This is a genomic window from Robiginitomaculum antarcticum DSM 21748, from assembly GCF_000365025.1.
GTDB lineage: Bacteria > Pseudomonadota > Alphaproteobacteria > Caulobacterales > Maricaulaceae > Robiginitomaculum > Robiginitomaculum antarcticum.
The window spans coordinates 367,764-388,471 of sequence record NZ_KB823011.1 but is presented as its reverse complement, the minus strand read 5'-3'; the positions used below and the strand labels follow the sequence as shown (position 1 = coordinate 388,471).

Below are 20,708 nucleotides of genomic sequence, written 5' to 3'. Positions count from 1 at the left end.
ACAGATTATGCTGAAAATTCGCTAGCGCGCACATCGCGCGCCAGATTGTCCAAAGAGGCATTGACGAATTTCGGCTCGGGTCCGTCATAAAAGCTCATGGACAGGGTAACATATTCGTCAATCACAACTTTGGCCGGAACATCGACGCGATAAGCCAGTTCAAACACCGCTGCCCGCATAATCGCCCGCAGTGTCGTGTCCAGCCGTGACAGTCTCCATTTCTGGTTCAGACGCACCGCAATTTTTGCGTCAATATCATTTTGCTCCCGCACTACACCGCGCACTAACTCTTCGAAAAATTCCTCGTCAGCCGCTTTATAGCCTTTTTCGCCATCATAGCCGAAAGCCTTATTGCGAAATTGCATGACGACATCGCCTGCACCCTGCCCGGACAGTTCCATCTGATAGAGCGCCTGCACGGCCGCCAATCGAGAGGCGCCGCGAAGTTCGGACGTCACGTCCATTACGCGGTCCCGCCAGCATTAAGTTCGCTGCGGATTTTAATCATCTTCAGACAGGCATTCGCCGCAAAGCCGCCTTTGTCTTTTTTGGTTTTGTCCGCGCGGGCCTTTGCCTGCTTGTCATTCTCGACTGTGATAATACCGTTGCCAATGGCCAGTTGCTGATTAACCGCGAGGTCCATAATCGCCCTCGCGCTCTGCTCGCAGACATAATCATAATGACTGGTTTCCCCGCGAATAACGCAGCCCAGCGCAACGTAGCCGTCAAAGCCGCCCTCTTTTTTATTTTTCTGGGCAGCCTCGGCCATAGAAATTACATGCGGAATTTCCAGCGCGCCCGGCACGGTCACTTTGGTGATATGCGCCTTGGCCGCTTGTAGCACGTCCAACGCACCTTCAAGCAACATGTCGGAATAGTCCTCGTAAAAGCGGGCTTCGACAACCAGTATTTTTGTCATGACTTGCCTCCTTTAATCAACGGCGTAATTCCGGTTAACTCCAAATCATAAGCTTCTAGCCCGATAAGTTTGGGCATTACATTGGTAATCAGGCGCATTTTATGCACACCCTGATGAGCCAGCATTTGCGCGCCAACGCCATATTCGCGGATATTTTGTTCTTTGCGGTCAACAACGCTTTTATGGGCGCCGAGGCGTTCGAGCAATGTATCTATAGAGCCTTCACGAATAAGGATTAGGACGGCGTGTCCGTCATGCGCGGCGAGCTGCTTCATCGCGTCCCAGATCAAGCCGGAGCGCGGACTTTCCTCATAGAGAATATCACCGGCAAAATCGACTTTGTGCACGCGCACAAGACTCTCTTGGCCTTTGACGGCCTCGCCTTTGGTCAAAGCCACATGCTCTAATCCATCAAGGAAGTTACGATAGATATGAATTTTAAACTCGTCACCATTTTGCGATGTAAAATCGCTGCTGGCGATATGTTTGACGAAGTGATCTTTCTTCATCCGGTAGGCGACCAAATCTTCAATCGTGCCGATTTTCAGACCGTGGAACTGCGCAAATTTCACCAGATCATCGAGGCGGGCCATTGTGCCGTCATCATTCATGATCTCACAAATCACGGCGGACGGGTTCAGCCCTGCCATGCGCGAAATATCAACGCTGGCCTCGGTATGGCCCGTGCGGACCAAAACGCCGCCATCTTTAGCGATAATCGGAAACATATGGCCGGGCGTCACGATATCGTCGGCGCGGCTGTCCTGATCAATCGCCGTCTGGATGGTATGGCTGCGATCACCGGCGCTAATACCGGTTGTGACGCCTTCGCGGGCTTCGATAGACTGCGTAAATGCGGTTTCAAAGCGCGAGCGGTTCTCGGCGCTCATATTTTTCAGGCCAAGCTCGTCGGCTTTTTCTTGTTCCATCGCCAAGCAAATCAGTCCGCGGCCAAACCGAGCCATGAAATTAATCGCGTCAGGCGTCGCAAATTGGGCCGGTATAATCAGATCACCTTCATTCTCGCGGTCTTCAGCATCGACAAGGATATACATACGGCCATTGCGGGCATCATCGATGATTTCTTCAGGCGTCGCTAGATTATAAACATCCTGGAATGTCGCTTCGTTTAAATCAGTCACATCGTCTCTTTCATATGGGCGAGATACCGCGCCACATAGCGCGCGATAGTGTCGATTTCCAGATTTACTTTATCGTTTGACTGTAGTTGGCCCAATGTCGTCACCTCCCATGTATGGGGGATGATATTGACCTCAAACCAGTCCCCGCCGACTGCGTTAACCGTCAATGATACGCCATCAATGGTGATCGAGCCTTTGGGCGCGATCGCAAATCGAAGGTCAGCCGGCATTGAAAAGCGGATATTATGCGATCCTGCAACGGCACTGATAGATAAGACTTCGCCGATACCGTCAACATGGCCTGACACCATATGCCCGCCATATTCATCGCCGACTTTCATCGCGCGTTCCAGATTGATTTTACGGCCTTTGTCCCATTGCCCTAAATGCGTTTTGGACAGGCTTTCATCGGAGACTTCGACAGCAAAGATACATCCCGCATCAGTTTTGGTTTTTTCAATTACCGTCATGCACGCGCCGGACAGCGCGATAGACGCGCCGATGTCGATCGTATCGGGGTCATAAGCGCAGGATATATCCATGCGCGTGTCGCCCCACTCCCCTTGGCTGTCGCGGATAATCGCGTTCACTTCACCAATATCTGTAATAATGCCTGTGAACATTATTCGTATGTCTCCCACATATCGTCGCCAATCTCGCGCGCGGATATACGGGTCAGGCGGTTAACGGCGGACATAGAGTTAAGACCCAGCGGCCCCACCCCGTCGCGGCCATCGCCGCCCAATATCATTGGCGCGCGGAACCATTCAATACGGTCAATGACATCGGCTTTGACGAAACTGGCGGTCAGCAGCCCGCCGCCTTCAAGCAAGAGAGACCGCACGCCAATGTGCCACAAGCCGGACAATGCAGCCTCAATTTCGAGGCCACCCGTCGTCATAGGGAGCGGCAGAACTTTGACGCCTAATTTTGTCAGCGTCTGTGCGGACTCGCCATGTTCATTGCCAGCAGCGCAGAATAAGACAACAGGAACAGCCTGCGCTGTTTGCGCCAAATTTGTATCAGGCAAAAGACGTATTTGACTGTCAAAAACCACGCGCATGGGGTCAGGCAAATCGCCCTCTCGAGTGGTGAGCTGCGGATTATCCAGCACCGCCGTATTCGCGCCAACGCATATGGCGTCATGGCCGCCACGCATTTTACGACCTTCGGCGCGCGCTTTTTCGCCCGTAATCCATTCGGACTCGCCATTAGCCAGCGCGATCTTACCGTCCAACGAGGTGGCAAGTTTTAGGGTGATACGGGGGCGTGACATAGCGCGGCCTATTCTGCCCCGTCCAGTTTTTCGTCGCCAATAAACGCTTCGAAGTCTTTGGTTTCTTTAAAATCTTTATAGACGCTGGCATATCGGACATAGGCGACGCTATCCAGATTGGCGAGGCCTTCCATGATGGCCGCGCCAATGACATCGGATGACACTTCCAGCTCGCCCATACTCTCAAGGCGGCGCACAATGCCCGACAGCATTTGCTCAATCTGGTCGGCGCTAACGGGACGTTTTTGCATCGCAATATTAACGCTGCGCATCATTTTATCGCGGTCAAAAGGCACGCGGCGCCCGGCTTTTTTTACCACGGTCAGCTCGCGCAGTTGCACGCGTTCAAATGTTGTGAACCGCGCCGCGCAGCTATTGCACTGCCGGCGGCGGCGGATCGCATTACCGTCTTCGGCGCTGCGGCTGTCTTTGACCTGTGTATCTTCTGATCCGCAAAACGGGCAACGCATGGATAACCTCTTTATATCTTGAGCGAACCCTATATCAGACAGGTCAGATTTCCAGTCTCTAATGCAAAGAAAATCGAGCCCATATGTCAGCCGTGAATATAGATGAAATCAATGCTTTTTCGAGACCGCCTTCGCGCATATCGAAACAGACTTCACAATTCCCAAATTAACCCGCGCCCTACCCGGCGAGGTTTGGATAGAAATGTCGCTGGGCCCCCTTAACATCCGCCCCGGGGGTTTTATCTCCGGCCCGACCCAAATGGCGCTCGCCGACCACGCCGGATATGTCGCGGTCTTCACGCTTAAAGGCGTCACGCCTATGGCATTGACGTCAAATTTGAACATTGATTTTCTCCGCCCGGCTCAAGGCGAAACTCTAACAGCGCATTGTAAGACTTTGAAAATGGGCCGCAAGCTGGGCGTCTTTTCTGTCACCATGTATACATCGGATGAAACCAAACCTGTTAGCCACGCGATTGTCACTTATGTCATGCCGGATAAAAATTAACCGCCGTAGATTGGAAATCTTGCCGTAAGCGCTTTGACGCGCTCGCGCACGCTGGCTTCGACATCCGGATTGCCTTTGGGGTTATCCGCGAGAGCGTCCAGAACCTCGGCCATCAGCTTGCCAATCTGCGTAAACTCTGCCGCGCCGAAACCGCGCGTAGTTCCCGCCGGGGAGCCGACGCGAATGCCGGATGTGACCGTGAATTTTTCAGGGTCATTCGGAATGCCGTTTTTATTGCAGGTAATATAGGCGCGGCCCAAAGCTTTCTCCGCCGCATTGCCCTTTACGCCTTTGGGGGACAGGTCAATCAGCGCCAAATGCGTATCCGTACCGCCGGAGACAACAGCGTATCCAGCCTCAACCAAAGCCTGCGCCATGGCTTTGCAATTATCAATGACGGCTTGGCTATAGGCTTTAAACTCGGGCTTGAGTGCATCGCCAAATGCGACGGCTTTGCCCGCGATAACATGCATAAGCGGGCCGCCTTGAAGGCCCGGAAAGATGGCGGAGTTAAACTTCTTAGCCAACTTTTCGTCATTGGTCAGGATCATGCCCCCGCGCGGGCCGCGTAATGTCTTATGTGTGGTTGTCGTGGCCACATGAGCGTGCGGAAATGGCGATGGATGGGTACCGCCTGCGACCAGTCCAGCAAAATGAGCCATATCAACATGGAGATAGGCATCGACTTTGTCCGCAATAGCGCGGAAGCGCGCAAAATCGACTTGGCGGCTATAAGCGCTGCCCCCGCAAATAATGAGCTTGGGTTTATGCTCGAGCGCGAGACGCTCGACTTGGTCATAATCAATCAGATGGGTGGTCTCGTCGACGCCATATGTGACAGCGTTAAACCATTTGCCGCTCATATTGGGTGGCGCGCCGTGGGTTAGATGCCCGCCGGACGCGAGGTCCATGCCCATAATGGTATCGCCGGGCGACAATAGCGCAAGGAAAACGCCTTGGTTAGCCTGACTGCCTGAATTGGGCTGCACATTGGCGAACCCGCACTCAAACAACTCGCAGGCGCGGTCTATAGCAAGCTGCTCGGTCACATCCACATGCTGGCACCCGCCATAATAGCGTTTTCCCGGATAGCCTTCGGCATATTTGTTCGTCAGCACGCTGCCCTGCGCTTCAAGAACCGCTTTGGAGACGATATTTTCAGAGGCAATCAGCTCAATCTCATGCTGCTGACGGTCAAGCTCGTCCGCCATCGACGCATAAAGATCGGGATCGCGATCTTTCAAACTCTGCGTGAAATAATTGGACAAATGCGCAGTGGCATTATTGGCGTCGGCGGACATGGGCGGCTCCTTAGAATCTAGAGCGCGTCACTTAACATATTCGGCGCATGGAGCAATGCGGCAATGATGAGGAGTTGTGGAGAGTGTGTCCAGCAATAGACTACCCCATCTCAAACTCAGCCCAAACAACCGCTAGGGCGTCCATAAGCTCGTCCATCATGGCGTCTGTGTGGACGGGTGACGGGGTGAAGCGCAGGCGCTCAGTGCCGCGCGGCACGGTTGGGAAATTGATCGGCTGGGCGTAAATGCCGAAGCCTTCAATCAGGCGGTCAGATATGGCCTGGCATTTGACAGGGTCGCCAACCATGAGCGGGACGATGTGTGTGTCACCGTCAATAAAGTTATAGCCTGCGTCGCGAAACCGCGACTTTAGCGTATTCGCGCGTTCTTGATGTTGCTCGCGAAGCTCAGGCGCCACTTTAAGGTAGCGCACGCTACGCAGCGCACCGGCCGCTGTGCTGGGCGGAATGGATGTCGTGAAGATAAAGCCGCTGGCGAGGCTGCGTACGGCGTCGATAATATTCTCGCGCGCTGCAATATAGCCGCCAATCATGCCGTAAGCTTTGGCGAGCGTACCTTGAATAATATCAACGCGGTCCGTTAGCCCGCGCGCTTCGCAGACACCGCCGCCCTGCGCGCCATACATGCCCACGGCGTGAACTTCATCGATATAGGTTAGCGCATTATATTTATCAGCCAGATCGCATATTTGCTCTATCGGAGCGATATCGGCGTCCATCGAGTAGACGCTCTCAAAGGCGATGAGTTTCGGCGCGGCGGGGTCGGCCTGACGCAGCAAGCGCTCCAGATCCGCCAGATCATTATGTTTGAAAATCCGCTTCTCACACCGCGCGCGCGAAATGCCGGAAATCATAGAGGCGTGATTCATCTCATCAGAATAGATAATCAGCCCGGGAAGAATTTTACTCATCACGCCAAGCGTGGCTTCATTGGCGACATAACCGGATGTCATCACAAGCGCGGCGTCTTTGGCATGAAGCTCGGCCAGCTCAGCTTCAAGCTGGACATGATAATGCGTAGTGCCGGAAATATTGCGCGTTCCGCCACTGCCTGTGCCGACCGCGTCAACGGCCTGTTTCACGGCATCGACAATGCAGGGGTTCTGGCCCATGCCCATATAATCATTAGAGCACCAGACTGTGATTTTTTGCTCGGACAGGTCGTCTTTATACCAAGTGGCCAGCGGAAATTTTCCACGGTGACGGCGGATATCGCGAAAGATACGGTAGCGCCCTTCAGCGCGTACGCGGTTAACGGCATCGCGAAACGCGCCGGAGAATTTCTCGTCCTCAGGCTTGTGCGGCGCTTGCTTTGGCTCAGAATTCATAACGCGTCCCTGTCTCTCACTTTCCATATAGGGGTAATTCAGTGATTTGACCATGGCCGAAACGCCGCAGGAACAGCCTTGGAAAACTGACCGGCCTCAGTCTATAATCCGCTAAATTTGTTAAGGTCTGGTTATGAGTGAATATCCTTTAATGCGGCTTCGGCGTAGCCGTAAATCTGACTGGTCACGGCGTTTGGTTCGCGAAACAGTTTTAACTGTTGATGATCTGATCTGGACGATAGTGATTAGCGATAGCGGCAAAGCGCGCGAGGCCGTCCCCTCTATGCCCGGCGTAGAGCGTCTATCAATTGCGCAAGCCGTTTTGGCGGCAAAGCAGGCTGAAGCGCTGGGGATTCCGGCGATCGCGCTGTTCCCGCATGTTTCGCCGGGTCTAAAAACTGCGGACGGCGCAGAGGCGCTCAACGCCGATGGCCTTGTGCCCAACACTGTGCGCGCGATCAAAGTCGCGACATCCAATCTTGGCGTTATTGTCGACGTCGCGCTCGACCCGTTTACGGATCATGGTCATGATGGCATTATGGATGGCGAGCGCATTGATAATGACAGCACAGTTGAGCGTCTGGCGCAGGCTGCACTAGTCTTGGCTGAAGCAGGTGCAGATGTCGTCGCGCCGTCCGATATGATGGATGGCCGGGTCGGCGCCATTCGCGCAGCGCTGGAAGATGCGGGTCATCAAGACGTGCAAATCATGTCTTATGCCGCCAAATATGCCAGCGGCTTTTATGGTCCTTATCGCGACGCTATAGGCACATCGGCGGCCCTAACGGGGGATAAGCGCACCTACCAAATGGACCCGGGCAATACGGATGAGGCCATACGCGAAGTTGCACTGGATATTGCCGAGGGCGCAGACATGATCATGGTCAAACCCGGAATGCCCTATCTGGATATTATCGCGCGTCTCAAAGATGAATTTGCCATGCCCACCTTTGCATTTCAGGTCAGCGGTGAATATGCGATTATTATGGCCGCAGCGCAAAATGGCTGGATCGACGAGAGGCGCGTTATTCTGGAGAGCCTGATGAGCTTTAAACGCGCGGGATGTGACGGTGTGCTAACCTATTTTGCGCCCCGCGCCGCGCAATGGCTGGCAGAGTAATAACTTAACCTTAGTCGTTTTGTAGCCGTGCCAGAAGCGCGGAAGTATCCCAGCGCCCGCCGCCCATATTCTGCAGCTGCGCATAATAGCCATCGACCTGTCTCGCCAGCGTTAAATCTGCACCGATTTCCTCAGCGGTCTCCAGCGCGATGCGTAAATCCTTGCGCATCCAATCCAGCGCGAAACCAAATTCATATTCGCCGCGCCCCATGGTCGAAGCGCGGTTATCCATTTGCCAGCTTTGCGCCGCGCCTTTTCCGATAGCGCCGACAACATTGTCCACGTCAAGTCCCGATTTTTGAGCAAAATTTATACCTTCGGCTAAGCCCTGCAAAATTCCGGCAATACAGATTTGATTGACCATTTTAGTCAGTTGCCCTGCCCCGCTTGGTCCCATTAACTTTACCGCTTTGGCATAAGCGTCGATAACCGGTTTGGCGAGGTCGAACACAGCCCGGTCTCCGCCGCACATGACCGTCAGTTGACCGTTCACCGCGCCCGCCTCGCCGCCTGAAATTGGCGCATCTATGAAGCCGATTTCTTTCGCTTTAGCTTCCGCGAAAAGCGCGCGCGCGCATGTGGCCGAAGCCGTCGTATGATCAATTATAATTGCGCCTTCAGCCAATGCGGCAATAGCGGGCCTGACGACATCATAGACATCCGGATCATCTCCGACGCAGACAAAGACGAAATCCGCATTATCGACCGTCAACGCGATTGTATCCGCCGCCTCGCCATTATACTCTTCAGCCCACCCTTTGGCTTTGGCCGCGCTGCGGTTCCAGACTGTAACATCATGCCCCGCCGCAACGAGATGCCCCGCCATAGGATAGCCCATGACGCCCAGTCCTAAAAATGCACATTTGCTCATAACTTCTCTTTTCACTTACGTTTTTTATCACAGCTGTGACATATTTGGTCTCGCCAGCCCTGCGCGCCGCTGTTAGGTCTAGAGGCAGAGAGAAAGACATATGGATGACGTAACCCTTACAGCAAGCTGGCAAATGTGGGCAACCTTTGCCCTCGTTTTGATTGCGGTATGGCTCTATTTTACCGAACGCTTCTCTATTGAGGCCACATCAGTCCTGATTCTGACCTCGCTTCTGGTCTTTTTTGGATTTTTTGGTACGGGATCCGAAGCTACCTTATCTGCAAGCGACATTTTCTCGGGTTTTTCCGACCCCGCCCTGATTACAATTATGGCGTTGCTCGTTATTGGCCAAGGCATGTTTCAGACGGGCGCTTTGGAGCGGCCGACAAAGCGCATTAATTCTTTGCTTAAAACCGCGCCGCGTCGAACATTTTTTTTCGTCTTCGGATTCGCTTTCCTCGTCTCGATGTTTATGAATAACACGCCGATTGTGGTGATGTTTATTCCTGTTATTTCGGCTATGGCCTTACAGCTGCGCGGCTCGGCGTCACGTCTCATGATGCCGCTTAGCTTTATTTGCATATTGGCCGGCATGACCACTCTAATCGGGTCTTCAACAAACCTTTTGGTCGCCAGTACGCTCGAACGCCTGACACCGCAAACGGTTGGCTTTTTTGACCCCACAGGACCGGGCCTGATTTTAGCGGCCGTCGGCGGGATTTATATCGTCATTTTTGCGCCTATCCTGCTCCCTAAACGCACAGGCGAAGATGGGCGGCCCATGTCGGAAGGCCATCAATATATAGCCCAAATCAAAATCTCTGACGACCATCCCCTCATAGGGGTCACGCCCAAAGCCGGGCTTTATCCCGGTTTGAGGAATGTGATAGTTCGGGTCATTACGCGCGCTGAGACAAAACTGCTTCCGCCTTTTGAAGATGCGCTGACTCCGGGGGATGTTTTAACAGTCGCGGCCACACGCCAGGCCCTGCGTGACCTAATGGCATCCCGCCCGGAATATCTTCGCGGCATGCTCAATATTGGTGAGTTCGAAAATATCGATCCTGATTTGCCCAACCGGGGCTCTATCGTTATCAGCGAGGCTGTTGTCGCGCCGGGCTCGCGCTTGATTGACCGGTCCATAAAACTTGCCGGTTTCCGGCAAAATACCGGTTGTCTGGTTTTAGGTATTCGTCGTCGCTCGCGCATGCTGCGTGAAAATATGCTCGATATCCGGCTGGAAGCAGGAGATACACTTCTGCTGTTCGGTTATGAGTCTGACACGGCCAATCTTCGCGAAAACCGCGACGTGCTTCTTCTGGACTGGGCGACAAAAGAACTGCCCGATATCCGCAAATCCCGCGTGGCCAGAGTCACATTTTTAGGCGTCATTGCGCTCGCCGCTGCGCCGGGCGTTCCGATTGTTATGGCTGCTTTGGGCGGAGCACTGGCGATGATGGCCACGAAATGCCTAAATATCCGGCAAGCCGTTCGCGCATTGGATATGAAGATATTCCTGCTGATTGGGGCGGCCTTCGCGATGGGCATTGCACTGGAACGCACAGGCGGGGCCTTATTTATTGCTAATTACGTCGTCGACATATTCATGCCCTTCGGCCCGGTCGCGCTTCTGGGCGCCTTATTTTTCATCATTGCCGCCACGACGAATATTCTATCCAATAGCGCCACAGCACTGCTTTTTGCCCCCATTGCGGTCAATATCAGCGCGCAATCCGGCATAGATCCGCTGACCCTTGTTCTGACCGTAATCTTTGCTGCAAATTGTTGTTTTGCGACGCCTATAGCTTACCAAACCAACCTTCTTGTCATGGGGCCGGGGCATTACCGTTTTTCCGATTTCGTGAAATTCGGACTTCCCCTCGTCATATTGTTATGGGTAAGCTTTATGATTATGACACCATTTGTATTTGATTTGCCTGCATGACCCGCCCGTTTGATCCCAACCGGTTGCAATTCTATGTAACGATCCCCGCGCCCTGCCCGTATCTTGACGGACAAATGGAGCGTAAAATCTTCACGCAGCTTGATCCCTTATCCGGCCCCCAGCTTAATGATTACCTGACCCATTCCGGTTTTCGGCGTTCACAAAATGTGATTTACCGTCCAGCCTGCGAGACCTGCCGCGCTTGTCAATCCATGAGAGTTGTCACGACGGATTTTACGCCGGGTAAAAGCTTTCGCCGTACTTTGCGCCGCAATATGGATTTAAAGCGCGAGATCGTCGAGCCTTATGCCACGCGCGAGCAATTCGCGCTGTTGCAAGCTTATCTCGGCCACCGACACGCCAATGGCGGGATGAGCGGGATGGCCTTCCATAATTACGAAATTATGGTCGAGGAATGCGCGTCGCGAACACTTGTTGTAGAATATCGTAACGCCGAGCATATCCTCATTGCTTGCGCTCTGATTGACGAGCTCAGCGACGGCCTGTCCATGGTTTATAGCTTTTATGATCCGGAATTGACGCCCCGCAGCCTCGGCAATTTTATGATACTGGATCATATCGATTTATGCCGTCAAAATGATCTGGACTATCTTTATCTAGGCTACTGGGTCAGAAACTCGCCTAAAATGAGCTACAAATCCCGGTTTCAGCCTGTGCAGATATTGCATCGCGGTGTCTGGACTGATTTCGCCGCCATTGTCGATCCCGCCCCGACAAAGCTTCAGGCCGGATTGTGAAACGCCGTGACATCTTAACCGTCGCTGCCGCAGCCGCAACAGGCGCGGGGACGCTCGCTATTCTGAGTAAAGACGGAAAAGCGGTTGATCATGCGCAGGCAAGGTCAGACACTTTAGCTGCGCCCAATTTGTCTAAAAATATGCGGCAATTTCGTATGGCGACAAGCTGGCCTAAAGATTTTCCTGGACTTGGCATTATGCCCAACCGGTTTGCGGCAGCGCTTCGCGACATGAGCGGCGGGCGTCTGGATGTGAAAGTCTACGCCGCAGGCGAGCTTGTCGGCGCGCTGGAGTGCTTTGATGCGGTCAGCTCGGGCGCGGCGGATATGTATCATGCCGCGGAGTATTACTGGCAGGGTCTGTCTAACGGATTTTCATTCTTCACCGCTGTTCCGGCGGGAATGACCGCAGCTGAAATTATGGCGTGGATTGATTTTGGCGGCGGGCAAGAGCTTTGGGATGAGCTATCCGCTAAATTTAACATCAAAGCGTTTCAGTCCGGAAATACCGGCCATCAAACCGGCGGATGGTACAAACGCAAAATCAATTCGCTCGAGGATTTTAAAGGCTTAAAAATCCGGATGCCGGGCCTTGCCGGAGAAGTCATTCGCCGCCTCGGCGGCGCGGCTGTCAAACTCTCGGGCGGAGAAATTTACCAATCGCTTCAATCCGGCGCAATTGATGCCACTGAATGGGTTGGGCCCTGGAATGATCTGGCGTTCGGGTTTTACCGCGAAGCGCCCTATTATTAAGCGCCGGGCTTTCACGAGCCGGGGGCGTCATTATCCGTAGGCGTAAATCTTGGCGTTTGGAACGGGCTGCCTCTGTCTGACCAAGCTATGATCCGCTATGCCTGCAAGGCCGCCAATGATGCCAGCATCGGTGAATATACCCATGAAAACGGCCGCGCATTGGTCAAGCTCAAGACCCGTCACGGGATAGAGCCGCAATATTTTTCTGACGAAATTCTGTCGACGGTTTTCAGAATTTCAGATGAAGTCGTCCGCGATTTAGGCCAGAGCGATGCCATGACGGCCAAAATTTATGACAGCTATATTGCCGCCAGGGAGTCCTATCGAAGCTGGACCGAAATGGGTGACGGCCGCTATATCGCCGCGCGCGGCAAAGCGCTTTCGGAGTAGATATGGAGCGGGGCACGGCGGAGCTCATTGGAGCCTTTATTCAAGGCGTAGGCTGGGTCATCCTCCCGCTCTTACTGCTGCCGCTGATTATTCTTATCGCGCCGAAAATGGCCTTTGCCCGAAATCTAGCCACCCATCTTATTTCTATTATTGACTGCTTGAATTACGGCCTTGGCGAAATTGTCAAATGGGCCCTTCCCTTTCTGGTCGTCATCATCGTCATCAGCGTCGTTCTGCTCTCCATTTTCGGGATTTCGGTCACCAAATTAAACGAGCTGCCAATCTATCTTCATGCCGCCGTTATTATGCTGGGCAGCGCCGCGACCCTGCTGGCCGGGCAGCATGTGCGCGTTGATATTTTCCACACATCCATGAGCCCGAACCGTAAGGCTCTAATCGATCTGATCGGGCTATATCTTCTCATCCTTCCCACCTGCCTGACCCTGCTGTGGATGAGCCAAAGCTTTGTCACGCAAAGCTGGATCGCCATGGAAGGCAGCAATGAAGCCGACGGTGTTAACGGTGTGTTTTTAATTAAATCGCTATTGCCGCTCTTTGCTATCACCCTGTCCGCGCAGGGACTGTCTATCGGACTTCGCGCGGCATTGGCCGTTCATGGCTATAACAGGCCGCTTCGCCCTGACTATGTACCGCCATTATTCGGCCACACCCCATCAAAGCCAGCCCAAGAGCCGCCCCGATGAGCGGTGCAGAATGGCTGGCCGTATCCATGTTCGCCGCGTTGTGCGGAGTTTTAATGTGCGGCTTTCGCGTGGCCTTTGCGCTGGCCGGAACCGGTTTAATATTTGCCGCCTTTGGCGTCTTCACAGGCACATTTGACGCCGGCTTTTTGCTCGCCTTACCCGGGCGGATTTATCCGATGATTACCCGCGAAATTCTCATCGCTGTGCCGCTCTTTGTCTTCATGGGGGTAATGCTGGAAAAATCGCAACTGGCGGAAAATCTGCTGGAAGCGATGAGTGATCTATTTGGCCCCCTGCGCGGCGGGCTGGGCATATCCGTTGTCATGGTCGGCGCGCTGCTTGCGGCGTCAACGGGCATAGTCGGCGCCACCGTTGTTACTATGGGGCTGTTATCGCTCCCGACTATGTTAAAACGTAATTATTCGCCGGCTCTGTCCTCGGGCGCGATTGCCGCATCGGGAACATTGGGACAGATTATCCCGCCTTCCATTGTGCTTGTCATTCTGGGCGACCAGATGAGCAATGCCTATCAGGAAGCACAGCGCAGCTTCGGCCTTCCAGGCGGCGGGGTCGTATCCGTCGGTGATTTATTTACCGGCGCGCTGCTGCCGGGTCTTATATTGGTCGCGGCCTATGCCCTATATATTGTCATCGCGGCTGCGCTAAAACCGGAACTCGCTCCCGCATCAGGCTGGCCGGAAAATGCAAAAATCTGGCCGTTTTTAAGGCGCACCCTCGCAGCCATGCTACCGCCCATCATCCTGATCATTGCCGTTCTCGGGTCGATCCTGTCAGGCTACGCAACGCCGACACGCGGCGCGGCGCTGGGGGCTTTGGGCGCAGTCCTGCTTGCCGCATGGAAGCTAAATCCCGATCAGCGCGCCTTGCGTCTGGCTGTTGCGCTGGCCGCAATCGGCACGGTTTTAATGGTGGGCATCGACCTCTTACCTGTCGATACCCGCATGGGCCAAAATGACTGGACGACGGGCGAAATTATAGCGGCCACAATCGCCGTTTTTGGCGCGGCCATACTCGCCATCGGCGCGCTCACGGCGCTTCTGACTTTGACGCGCTCCGGCCATATGTCCGAAACATCGCGTTCCACCATGTATATTACCTCAATGGTCTTTCTCATCCTGATCGGCGCCACAGTCTTCAGCCTCGTATTTCGAGGATTTGGCGGCGATGACCTTGTGGCGCGCGGGCTGGCCGCCGCGCCGGGCGGCGCAATCGGCGCGCTGTTAATTGTCATGGTTGTGATGTTCGTTCTCGGCTTCTTTCTCGACTTTATCGAGATCACATTCGTCGTCGTGCCGCTGGTTGCGCCCGCCCTAATGGCAATGGAGCTGTCCCCCGGGGTCGCCATTGATCCGGTCTGGCTGGGCATATTATTTGCGCTCAATTTACAAACCAGCTTTCTTACCCCGCCCTTCGGATTTGCGCTGTTTTATCTACGCGGGGTCGCGCCTCCGCAGGTCAAAACCAGTGATATTTACCGCGGCGTTCTGCCTTTTATCGGCATACAGGTCGCCGTTATTCTTCTGGTTGCATTTGTGCCTGAACTGGCAACGGGGCTTGTGCAGCGCGGCTAACCTAAGGGCGGCGTGACCAAGGATTTCTGCCCGGACGCTTTGATTGCCCTGTCCCGGCCGGGGATTTAGGCACGTCACGTTTTGGCGGCGGCGGCACATAATCACGCCCGCCCGCGAATTTTATCAAAGCCTCAATACGTTTTTCAATCGGAGGATGGGTGGCGAACATGCCGCCAAACCCGACACGGGGATTTTCCAGCGCCATTTCTTTGATCTCTGCAGGGACGTTTTCCAGATTGGCGCGGCCCGATATTTTCTGCAGGGCCGAGATCATAGCGTCAGGATTTTTCGTGAGTTCGACCGAGCCCGCATCGGCCATATATTCGCGTTTGCGCGACAGCGAAAAGCGGATTAGGATGGCCAGTGCATAGGCCACAGCGACAATTGCGAAAGCGATAAAGATCAGCGCGCCGGCCTGCCCGCCGCCGCTACGCCGGTGCGTCGCTGACCGCGTTAGATTAGTGCGAAACATAGAGCGCACCATGAATTCACCAAAGAACGAGAAAATGCCGACAAATATCACCGCAATAATCAAAAGCCGCACATCGTTATTTTTTACATGCGATAATTCATGGGCAATGACGGCTTCAAGCTCTTGGTCGTTCAGGCCGTTCATAATACCGCGCGTTAGCGTTATCCGGTAGTTTTTCGTACTTATCCCGCTGGCAAAGGCGTTCATGACGTCCGTTTCGATCACCTGCAATCCCGGCATAGTGATACCGCGCGAAATGCATAAATTCTCAAGCAGATTATAGGCCCGCTGTTCTTCTTTACGCGTGACCGGACGGGCTTTCGTGGCCGCATTGATCATCGCCTGATGTCCCATAAAGGCGACGCCGAACCATGCCGCCGAGCCGAGCAAAACCGCAGGCGCGGTGGCCGGCATGGCGGTGGCGGCATAGGCTAAACCGTCAGCGATATTTCCGGATCCGGCAAAGGATTGAAACAAAAGCAGACCCGCAAAGGCCATCGCCAACAGCAATACGGGAAACAGGCACAGCAAGATTATGCAGCGCAGATTATTGTTCCAGATATGGGTTTTGAGGCCGTAGGCCTGAAGCGCCATGACGCTGCCCTTCCCGTTCTAATGCGGCCTAAAAGCTCACTTCCGGCGCGGTCAACAGTGCATCGCCTTCGGGCGCTTCGAAGAATTCGCGCGCAACAAAACCTAGCGGCGTCGCAATAATAACGGCGGGGAATTGCTCGCGGGCCGTATTATATTCCTGAGCGGCATTATTATAAAACCGGCGCGAGGCGGCGATTTTGTTTTCAACATCCGCCAGTTGATCCTGCAGTTGCAGGAAGTTGGTGTTGGCTTTTAAATCCGGATAGGCTTCAGCCAAAGCGAATAATTTTCCGAGAGCTGCGCCGAGCATGCCTTCGGCCTTAGCCTGATCGCCGACGCCATTTGCCGCAACAGCCGCGTTACGCGCTGCGACAACAGCTTCAAAGGTCTCTTTTTCATGACTCGCATAGCCTTTGACGGTATTGACCAGATTTGGAATGAGGTCGTAGCGCTGCTTGAGCTGCACATCGACATCGGCCCAAGCCTGGTTACAGGTCTGGCGTAAGGCGACTAACCGGTTGTAAATGCCGATAATAATGAAAGCCACGACGGCCAAAATGCCCAAAACGATGAATAATCCGGTCATGTCAGTTCCTCAAATATCAATAGAAGTAAATTAAAGCCGATATGCCGCTACGGAGCAAGAGAATTACGTATTACGGCCCGATTATCCCCGGTCACAACATAGCAAACCAACACTGCATTATCCAATTATCCGGTCTTCGCAAACGGCCTATAAGCCCCGGCCCGGGTCAAATTCGTTTTTACGGCTAAATCCGCGCGGGGCCATGCGTCCGGCGCCGGCGCGTTTACCGTTAAGTATCTCCCATTCCGGCACAGCATTATTACGCCCCGCGCTATCAATATAGGATAGGCCGTCTGCAGCGTCAAAGACCGTAATATCAGCCAGACCGCCGTCGCGGTAATTTTGTAACTTCACACCCTTGCCGCGCGACATCGTTGGCAAATCATCCAGATCAAAGACAAGGATTTTTCGGTTCTCACCGATGACTGCAATGCGGTCACCCCGGGCGGCAATCGCGCGCACAGCCTCGGCATCACCTTTGACATTGAGCACTTGTTTGCCGCCGCGTGTGGAGGCAATTACGTCGGTCTCTGTCACTTGAAAGCCATATCCGGCCGAGGAGGCCACGATCAGTGTACGCTGCGGATCATGCACGAACAGACCGACCGGCATATGGTCATTTTCCAAATCAATCATCAATCGCACGGGCTCGCCATTGCCGCGCCCGCCCGGCAGCTTGTCTCCGGCCAGCGTGTAGAACTTGCCATTCGAAGCAAAGAGCAGAAATTTATCCGTCGTCTCGCCCGCCACCATAAAGTGTAGCTCGTCGCCGTCTTTGAATTTTAACGTCGACTCATCATCGACCCGGCCTTTTAGCGCGCGGATCCAGCCCTGTTTGGACAGAACCACAGTGATCGGTTCTTTGGTCACAAAGGCAGTAGTGAGATCAATATCAATATTGGGAGCCTCAGCAAATGTACTCCGGCGCGCGCCCAACGCTGTTTTCGGGCCGTAGAGATCGCGTGTTTTGCGCACTTGATCAGCGATTTCAGACCATTGGCGCGGCTCGCTTCCCATCAGATCGGCCAAGTCAGCCTGCTCAGCGTCCAGCTCATCATGTTCGCGCTTTATCTCGAGTTCCTGAAGCTTGTTCAGGGCGCGCAAACGCATATTCAGGATAGCGTCGGCTTGGCGCTCAGACAGGGCGAAGGCCGCAATCAACTCATCTTTGGGCTTGTCTTCATATCGAACAATACGAATGACTTCGTCCAGATTAATATAGGCGATCATCAGGCCGTCGAGAATTTCCATCCGGTCGGTGATTTTGTCCAAACGCGTCTGTGTCCGGCGCAACAAGACATTGCGGCGGTGATCCAGAAAGGCTTGCAAGGCTTCACGCAAATTCATCACGCGGGGCGTCCGCAAGGCGTCGAGAACATTCATATTCATGGAGAAGCGCGATTCCAGATCGCTGACCTTAAACAGGCTTTCCATTAACAGCTCAGGCTCAATATTTTTGGACTTCGGCTCTAAAATTATGCGGATATCTTCGGCGCTCTCATCGCGCACATCGGCCAGAACAGGGACTTTTTTCGTCTCAATAATTTCTGCCAGTTTTTCAATCAAACGGGATTTCTGGACGTGATAGGGAATTTCTGTGACCACGATCTGATACTGTCCGCGGCCCGTATCTTCGCTGTGCCAGCGCGCCCTCATTTTAAAACTGCCCCTGCCCGTTGCATAGGTTTCCAGCATGGAGTCCTGCGGCTCGACAATGATGCCGCCTGTCGGAAAATCCGGCCCTTTCACATATTGCATCAGGGTTTCAATACGGGCCTTGGGCGTCTTGATCAGATGCAGCGCGGCGTCACATATCTCAGCGGCATTATGCGGCGGGATGGAGGTGGCCATGCCGACAGCGATACCGGTGCTGCCATTGGCGAGCAGGTTCGGAAAGCCCGCGGGAAGAACCACCGGTTCTTCATCTTCTTCATTATAGGTCGCGCGAAAATCAACGGCGTCCTCATCAATGCCGTCCAGAAGTGCATTACCCGCAAAGGTCATTTTCGCTTCAGTATAGCGCATCGCCGCAGGACTATCGCCGTCAATATTGCCAAAATTGCCCTGCCCGTCGACAAGTGGATAGCGCGTGGCAAATGTCTGGGACAGCTTGACCAATGCATCATAGATTGAGGCGTCACCATGGGGGTGATATTGGCCCATCACGTCACCAACAATACGCGCGCATTTTTTAAACGCGTTTTCAGGGTTCAGTTTAAGCTGACGCATTGCATAAAGTATGCGTCGGTGAACAGGTTTTAGCCCGTCGCGGACATCCGGCAAAGCGCGCTGCGTTATCGTCGAGAGCGCGTAAGCCAGATAGCGCGACGATAGCGCGTCATCGATACTTTCAATGACAATATTGCTCTCGTCGTCTTTGATTTCGTCAGTCATCTTAATGCCTAAAGTGATTCGTTGTGAGTGTAGCGCGGCGCGATTCAATCCCATAGCGAGAAGCCCGCTCTTATCACTTCAAGCGCCGGTATGCGATGGCCCATCGGGTGACCACATGCGCGCCGGGTTGGTCGGCGTCGGCGCGCCGCAAAATGTGCGGACTCATCCGCGAAGCCAGCCTCCTTGCAGGAGACCTAGTGGTTAGTGTTTCGCAAAGAGTTGACTTCGCGGCGATATCTCACGGCCGATACGCGGCTCTCGCTAAGGCCACACTCCGCAGCGCAGAATGCTCCCAAACCCGTTTGATGTAGGCCGTAACCCCACCTCGCCCGGATCCAATACCGATCTCTCATAAGTTCCGAACGTCGACACCCGGCCCGCCACAAGAGACAGTTTAAAGATAAGAGAGAATGAGGGGGCGGGGATTGTTTATTTTATATCCGCTTTTTTGAAGCAACTCTCGTCCCGCATCGTCATCCTCGTGCTCGACACGAGGATCCATGGTCAACCCAATGCCGTGTTTAAAAATTCTTGATGAAACAAAGGCTTATAAGCCCGCATCCACGGCCCTAAATTGTAAGATGGATCCTCGGATCCCGGCCCGAGTCGAACCGGCGTACCGGATGACGAGAGTGGGGAGCTGAAAGGATATATTCACAGGCTAATCGTGGAAAACGCACTTCGACCAGACTGTATTTATGTCGCGATGTCGGATTTCGCGTTGCTCTATCAGACCTACATAATAGACAGATCTGTCGCGCGGCAAAAGCTGACAGACGTAAGCCACTTTATGAAGCTTTGGCGCATTTATAACGCCACTCATTACCCGCTTATCATCCCCACCATACGCTCGCGGGCCTCAGGCAGGTCTTTATTAGCAGGCCAGAGTATACGCGTTCGCAAAAACTCGCCCGTTAGGTACAAGCCGGCCACAATATCGCCGGGCGTAGACGGCTTCCACCCCTGCCCCTCACGGCGTAAGAACTGCGGGAGGACGAATAATTTGTCTAAATAAGGCGCGGCCTGCTCGGCGCATACGGCGCGGCCTGACCTCGGAGAGACGTGGGTTAAATTATCGGTCACCCCGCTGGCGGCGCAGCACGATAAATCAAGTCCATATCCCATGGCCGAGAGTAGACCCGCTTCCCACCGCACATAAAGCGCCGGCCAGACATCGGGATTATGCAAATGCGAGAGCAAAACGGCTGTGGCGTCATAGACATCTTTATGCGTTTCACGCTCCGGCATAACGGCGGTCGCCACCGCGCAAATCGCGTTCAGCGCAGCAATAGCTTTGCGGTCATCCATTATCTCGGCGAAGCGGGGCTCAAGCAGCTCTGCCGTCATATAGCCTAAATGCTCGGACAGGCGCGCGCGCCATGTCACGCGTAGGGAATTTCCAGGCTGTAAGACGGGCCGCATACGCCGCCCGACACCGCCGCGCACAAGACCCGGATGACGGCCTTTATCCGGCGTTAAAACATCAATGATTGCAGAGGTTTCGCCGTGTTTCCTAACAGATAGAACTATACCGTCAGACGTCCATTCCATTTAAGAGACCCTGGC

19 protein-coding genes and 1 pseudogene are annotated in these 20,708 nt (G+C 53.9%); 7 read left to right on the top strand and 13 right to left on the bottom strand.

The window, feature by feature from the left end:
- Window positions 1-5 precede the first annotated feature (5 nt).
- From nusB to nrdR, 6 genes are read right to left on the bottom strand one after another with little or no spacing between them, the layout of a single operon-like run.
- Window positions 6-464 carry a transcription antitermination factor NusB gene (gene nusB, locus H142_RS0101925; RefSeq protein WP_017930408.1) on the bottom strand — a complete coding sequence of 153 codons (459 nt, stop codon included), beginning with the start codon at window positions 462-464 and terminating at the stop codon, window positions 6-8.
- The gene (gene ribH, locus H142_RS0101920) at window positions 464-919 is read right to left on the bottom strand and encodes a 6,7-dimethyl-8-ribityllumazine synthase (protein ID WP_017930407.1); all 456 of its coding nucleotides are present in this window, start codon (window positions 917-919) and stop codon (window positions 464-466) included. Before ribH ends, nusB begins: the two co-directional genes overlap by 1 nt.
- Entirely contained in the window at window positions 916-2,061 is a 1,146-nt protein-coding gene (ribB, locus tag H142_RS0101915; protein WP_017930406.1) for a 3,4-dihydroxy-2-butanone-4-phosphate synthase, read from the bottom strand. Before ribB ends, ribH begins: the two co-directional genes overlap by 4 nt.
- Window positions 2,058-2,684, bottom strand: a complete 627-nt coding sequence (locus H142_RS0101910) for a riboflavin synthase (protein ID WP_017930405.1) — start codon at window positions 2,682-2,684, stop codon at window positions 2,058-2,060. The genes ribB and H142_RS0101910 overlap by 4 nt, the downstream gene beginning before the upstream one ends.
- Window positions 2,684-3,337 carry a RibD family protein gene (locus tag H142_RS0101905; RefSeq protein WP_017930404.1) on the bottom strand — a complete coding sequence of 218 codons (654 nt, stop codon included), beginning with the start codon at window positions 3,335-3,337 and terminating at the stop codon, window positions 2,684-2,686. The genes H142_RS0101910 and H142_RS0101905 overlap by 1 nt, the downstream gene beginning before the upstream one ends.
- 8 nt (window positions 3,338-3,345) lie before the next feature.
- Window positions 3,346-3,807 carry a transcriptional regulator NrdR gene (gene nrdR, locus H142_RS0101900; RefSeq protein ID WP_017930403.1) on the bottom strand — a complete coding sequence of 154 codons (462 nt, stop codon included), beginning with the start codon at window positions 3,805-3,807 and terminating at the stop codon, window positions 3,346-3,348.
- A gap of 139 nt (window positions 3,808-3,946) precedes the next feature.
- Between nrdR and H142_RS13955 the strand changes: the two genes are divergently transcribed.
- On the top strand, window positions 3,947-4,315 hold the full coding sequence (locus tag H142_RS13955) for a PaaI family thioesterase (RefSeq protein WP_324602980.1): 369 nt from the start codon (window positions 3,947-3,949) through the stop codon (window positions 4,313-4,315).
- Here the strand turns inward: H142_RS13955 and glyA are convergent.
- Window positions 4,312-5,616, bottom strand: coding sequence for a serine hydroxymethyltransferase (gene glyA, locus H142_RS0101890; protein ID WP_017930401.1), 1,305 nt, complete (start codon window positions 5,614-5,616; stop codon window positions 4,312-4,314). The two genes, H142_RS13955 and glyA, sit on opposite strands and share 4 nt — an antisense overlap.
- Before the next feature lie 100 nt (window positions 5,617-5,716).
- Window positions 5,717-6,964 (bottom strand): 5-aminolevulinate synthase, encoded by a 1,248-nt coding sequence (gene hemA / locus H142_RS0101885; protein ID WP_051048556.1) that lies wholly within the window; start codon window positions 6,962-6,964, stop codon window positions 5,717-5,719.
- Window positions 6,965-7,097: 133 nt separating this feature from the next.
- Between hemA and hemB the strand changes: the two genes are divergently transcribed.
- On the top strand, window positions 7,098-8,084 hold the full coding sequence (gene hemB, locus H142_RS0101880) for a porphobilinogen synthase (RefSeq protein WP_017930399.1): 987 nt from the start codon (window positions 7,098-7,100) through the stop codon (window positions 8,082-8,084).
- A gap of 10 nt (window positions 8,085-8,094) precedes the next feature.
- Here the strand turns inward: hemB and H142_RS0101875 are convergent, their stop codons facing one another.
- Window positions 8,095-8,955: an NAD(P)-dependent oxidoreductase gene (locus H142_RS0101875; protein WP_017930398.1), complete on the bottom strand. Its 861-nt coding sequence runs from the start codon at window positions 8,953-8,955 to the stop codon at window positions 8,095-8,097.
- Window positions 8,956-9,055: 100 nt separating this feature from the next.
- Between H142_RS0101875 and H142_RS0101870 the strand changes: the two genes are divergently transcribed.
- The 5 genes and pseudogenes from H142_RS0101870 to H142_RS0101850 all read left to right on the top strand — a co-directional run bounded on the left by H142_RS0101870 (window position 9,056) and on the right by H142_RS0101850 (window position 15,096).
- Complete coding sequence (locus H142_RS0101870; protein ID WP_017930397.1) at window positions 9,056-10,900, top strand: SLC13 family permease; 1,845 nt, start codon at window positions 9,056-9,058, stop codon at window positions 10,898-10,900.
- The gene (locus tag H142_RS0101865) at window positions 10,897-11,658 is read left to right on the top strand and encodes an arginyltransferase (protein ID WP_017930396.1); all 762 of its coding nucleotides are present in this window, start codon (window positions 10,897-10,899) and stop codon (window positions 11,656-11,658) included. Before H142_RS0101870 ends, H142_RS0101865 begins: the two co-directional genes overlap by 4 nt.
- A gap of 140 nt (window positions 11,659-11,798) precedes the next feature.
- Window positions 11,799-12,800: pseudogene (locus H142_RS16750) on the top strand (TRAP transporter substrate-binding protein).
- A gap of 2 nt (window positions 12,801-12,802) precedes the next feature.
- Window positions 12,803-13,504, top strand: a complete 702-nt coding sequence (locus H142_RS13945; RefSeq protein WP_017930393.1) for a TRAP transporter small permease subunit — start codon at window positions 12,803-12,805, stop codon at window positions 13,502-13,504.
- On the top strand, window positions 13,501-15,096 hold the full coding sequence (locus tag H142_RS0101850) for a TRAP transporter large permease (RefSeq protein WP_017930392.1): 1,596 nt from the start codon (window positions 13,501-13,503) through the stop codon (window positions 15,094-15,096). Before H142_RS13945 ends, H142_RS0101850 begins: the two co-directional genes overlap by 4 nt.
- 1 nt (window position 15,097) lies before the next feature.
- Here H142_RS0101850 and H142_RS0101845 read toward each other — a convergent pair whose 3' ends face one another.
- The 4 genes from H142_RS0101845 to recO all read right to left on the bottom strand — a co-directional run bounded on the left by H142_RS0101845 (window position 15,098) and on the right by recO (window position 20,693).
- Window positions 15,098-16,162 (bottom strand): M48 family metallopeptidase, encoded by a 1,065-nt coding sequence (locus H142_RS0101845; RefSeq protein WP_017930391.1) that lies wholly within the window; start codon window positions 16,160-16,162, stop codon window positions 15,098-15,100.
- A gap of 28 nt (window positions 16,163-16,190) precedes the next feature.
- Window positions 16,191-16,748, bottom strand: a complete 558-nt coding sequence (locus H142_RS0101840) for a LemA family protein (RefSeq protein WP_017930390.1) — start codon at window positions 16,746-16,748, stop codon at window positions 16,191-16,193.
- 147 nt (window positions 16,749-16,895) lie between these two features.
- Window positions 16,896-19,142: a DNA topoisomerase IV subunit A gene (gene parC / locus H142_RS0101835; RefSeq protein WP_017930389.1), complete on the bottom strand. Its 2,247-nt coding sequence runs from the start codon at window positions 19,140-19,142 to the stop codon at window positions 16,896-16,898.
- An 822-nt stretch (window positions 19,143-19,964) separates the two neighbouring features.
- A complete protein-coding gene (gene recO / locus H142_RS0101830; protein ID WP_017930388.1) occupies window positions 19,965-20,693 on the bottom strand; it encodes a DNA repair protein RecO in 729 nt (242 codons plus the stop codon).
- Window positions 20,694-20,708: the final 15 nt, after the last annotated feature.

What these genes read in the sequence shown, in the direction of transcription:
- nusB (WP_017930408.1), bottom strand. Translation starts at nt 464, where the DNA reads ATGGACGTGACGTCCGAACTTCGCGGCGCCTCTCGATTGGCGGCCGTG.
- ribH (WP_017930407.1), bottom strand. Translation starts at nt 919, where the DNA reads ATGACAAAAATACTGGTTGTCGAAGCCCGCTTTTACGAGGACTATTCC.
- H142_RS0101910 (WP_017930405.1), bottom strand. Translation starts at nt 2,684, where the DNA reads ATGTTCACAGGCATTATTACAGATATTGGTGAAGTGAACGCGATTATC.
- H142_RS0101905 (WP_017930404.1), bottom strand. Translation starts at nt 3,337, where the DNA reads ATGTCACGCCCCCGTATCACCCTAAAACTTGCCACCTCGTTGGACGGT.
- nrdR (WP_017930403.1), bottom strand. Translation starts at nt 3,807, where the DNA reads ATGCGTTGCCCGTTTTGCGGATCAGAAGATACACAGGTCAAAGACAGC.
- glyA (WP_017930401.1), bottom strand. Translation starts at nt 5,616, where the DNA reads ATGTCCGCCGACGCCAATAATGCCACTGCGCATTTGTCCAATTATTTC.
- hemA (WP_051048556.1), bottom strand. Translation starts at nt 6,964, where the DNA reads ATGAATTCTGAGCCAAAGCAAGCGCCGCACAAGCCTGAGGACGAGAAA.
- hemB (WP_017930399.1), top strand. Translation starts at nt 7,098, where the DNA reads ATGAGTGAATATCCTTTAATGCGGCTTCGGCGTAGCCGTAAATCTGAC.
- H142_RS0101875 (WP_017930398.1), bottom strand. Translation starts at nt 8,955, where the DNA reads ATGAGCAAATGTGCATTTTTAGGACTGGGCGTCATGGGCTATCCTATG.
- H142_RS0101870 (WP_017930397.1), top strand. Translation starts at nt 9,056, where the DNA reads ATGGATGACGTAACCCTTACAGCAAGCTGGCAAATGTGGGCAACCTTT.
- H142_RS0101865 (WP_017930396.1), top strand. Translation starts at nt 10,897, where the DNA reads ATGACCCGCCCGTTTGATCCCAACCGGTTGCAATTCTATGTAACGATC.
- H142_RS13945 (WP_017930393.1), top strand. Translation starts at nt 12,803, where the DNA reads ATGGAGCGGGGCACGGCGGAGCTCATTGGAGCCTTTATTCAAGGCGTA.
- H142_RS0101850 (WP_017930392.1), top strand. Translation starts at nt 13,501, where the DNA reads ATGAGCGGTGCAGAATGGCTGGCCGTATCCATGTTCGCCGCGTTGTGC.
- H142_RS0101845 (WP_017930391.1), bottom strand. Translation starts at nt 16,162, where the DNA reads ATGGCGCTTCAGGCCTACGGCCTCAAAACCCATATCTGGAACAATAAT.
- H142_RS0101840 (WP_017930390.1), bottom strand. Translation starts at nt 16,748, where the DNA reads ATGACCGGATTATTCATCGTTTTGGGCATTTTGGCCGTCGTGGCTTTC.
- parC (WP_017930389.1), bottom strand. Translation starts at nt 19,142, where the DNA reads ATGACTGACGAAATCAAAGACGACGAGAGCAATATTGTCATTGAAAGT.
- recO (WP_017930388.1), bottom strand. Translation starts at nt 20,693, where the DNA reads ATGGAATGGACGTCTGACGGTATAGTTCTATCTGTTAGGAAACACGGC.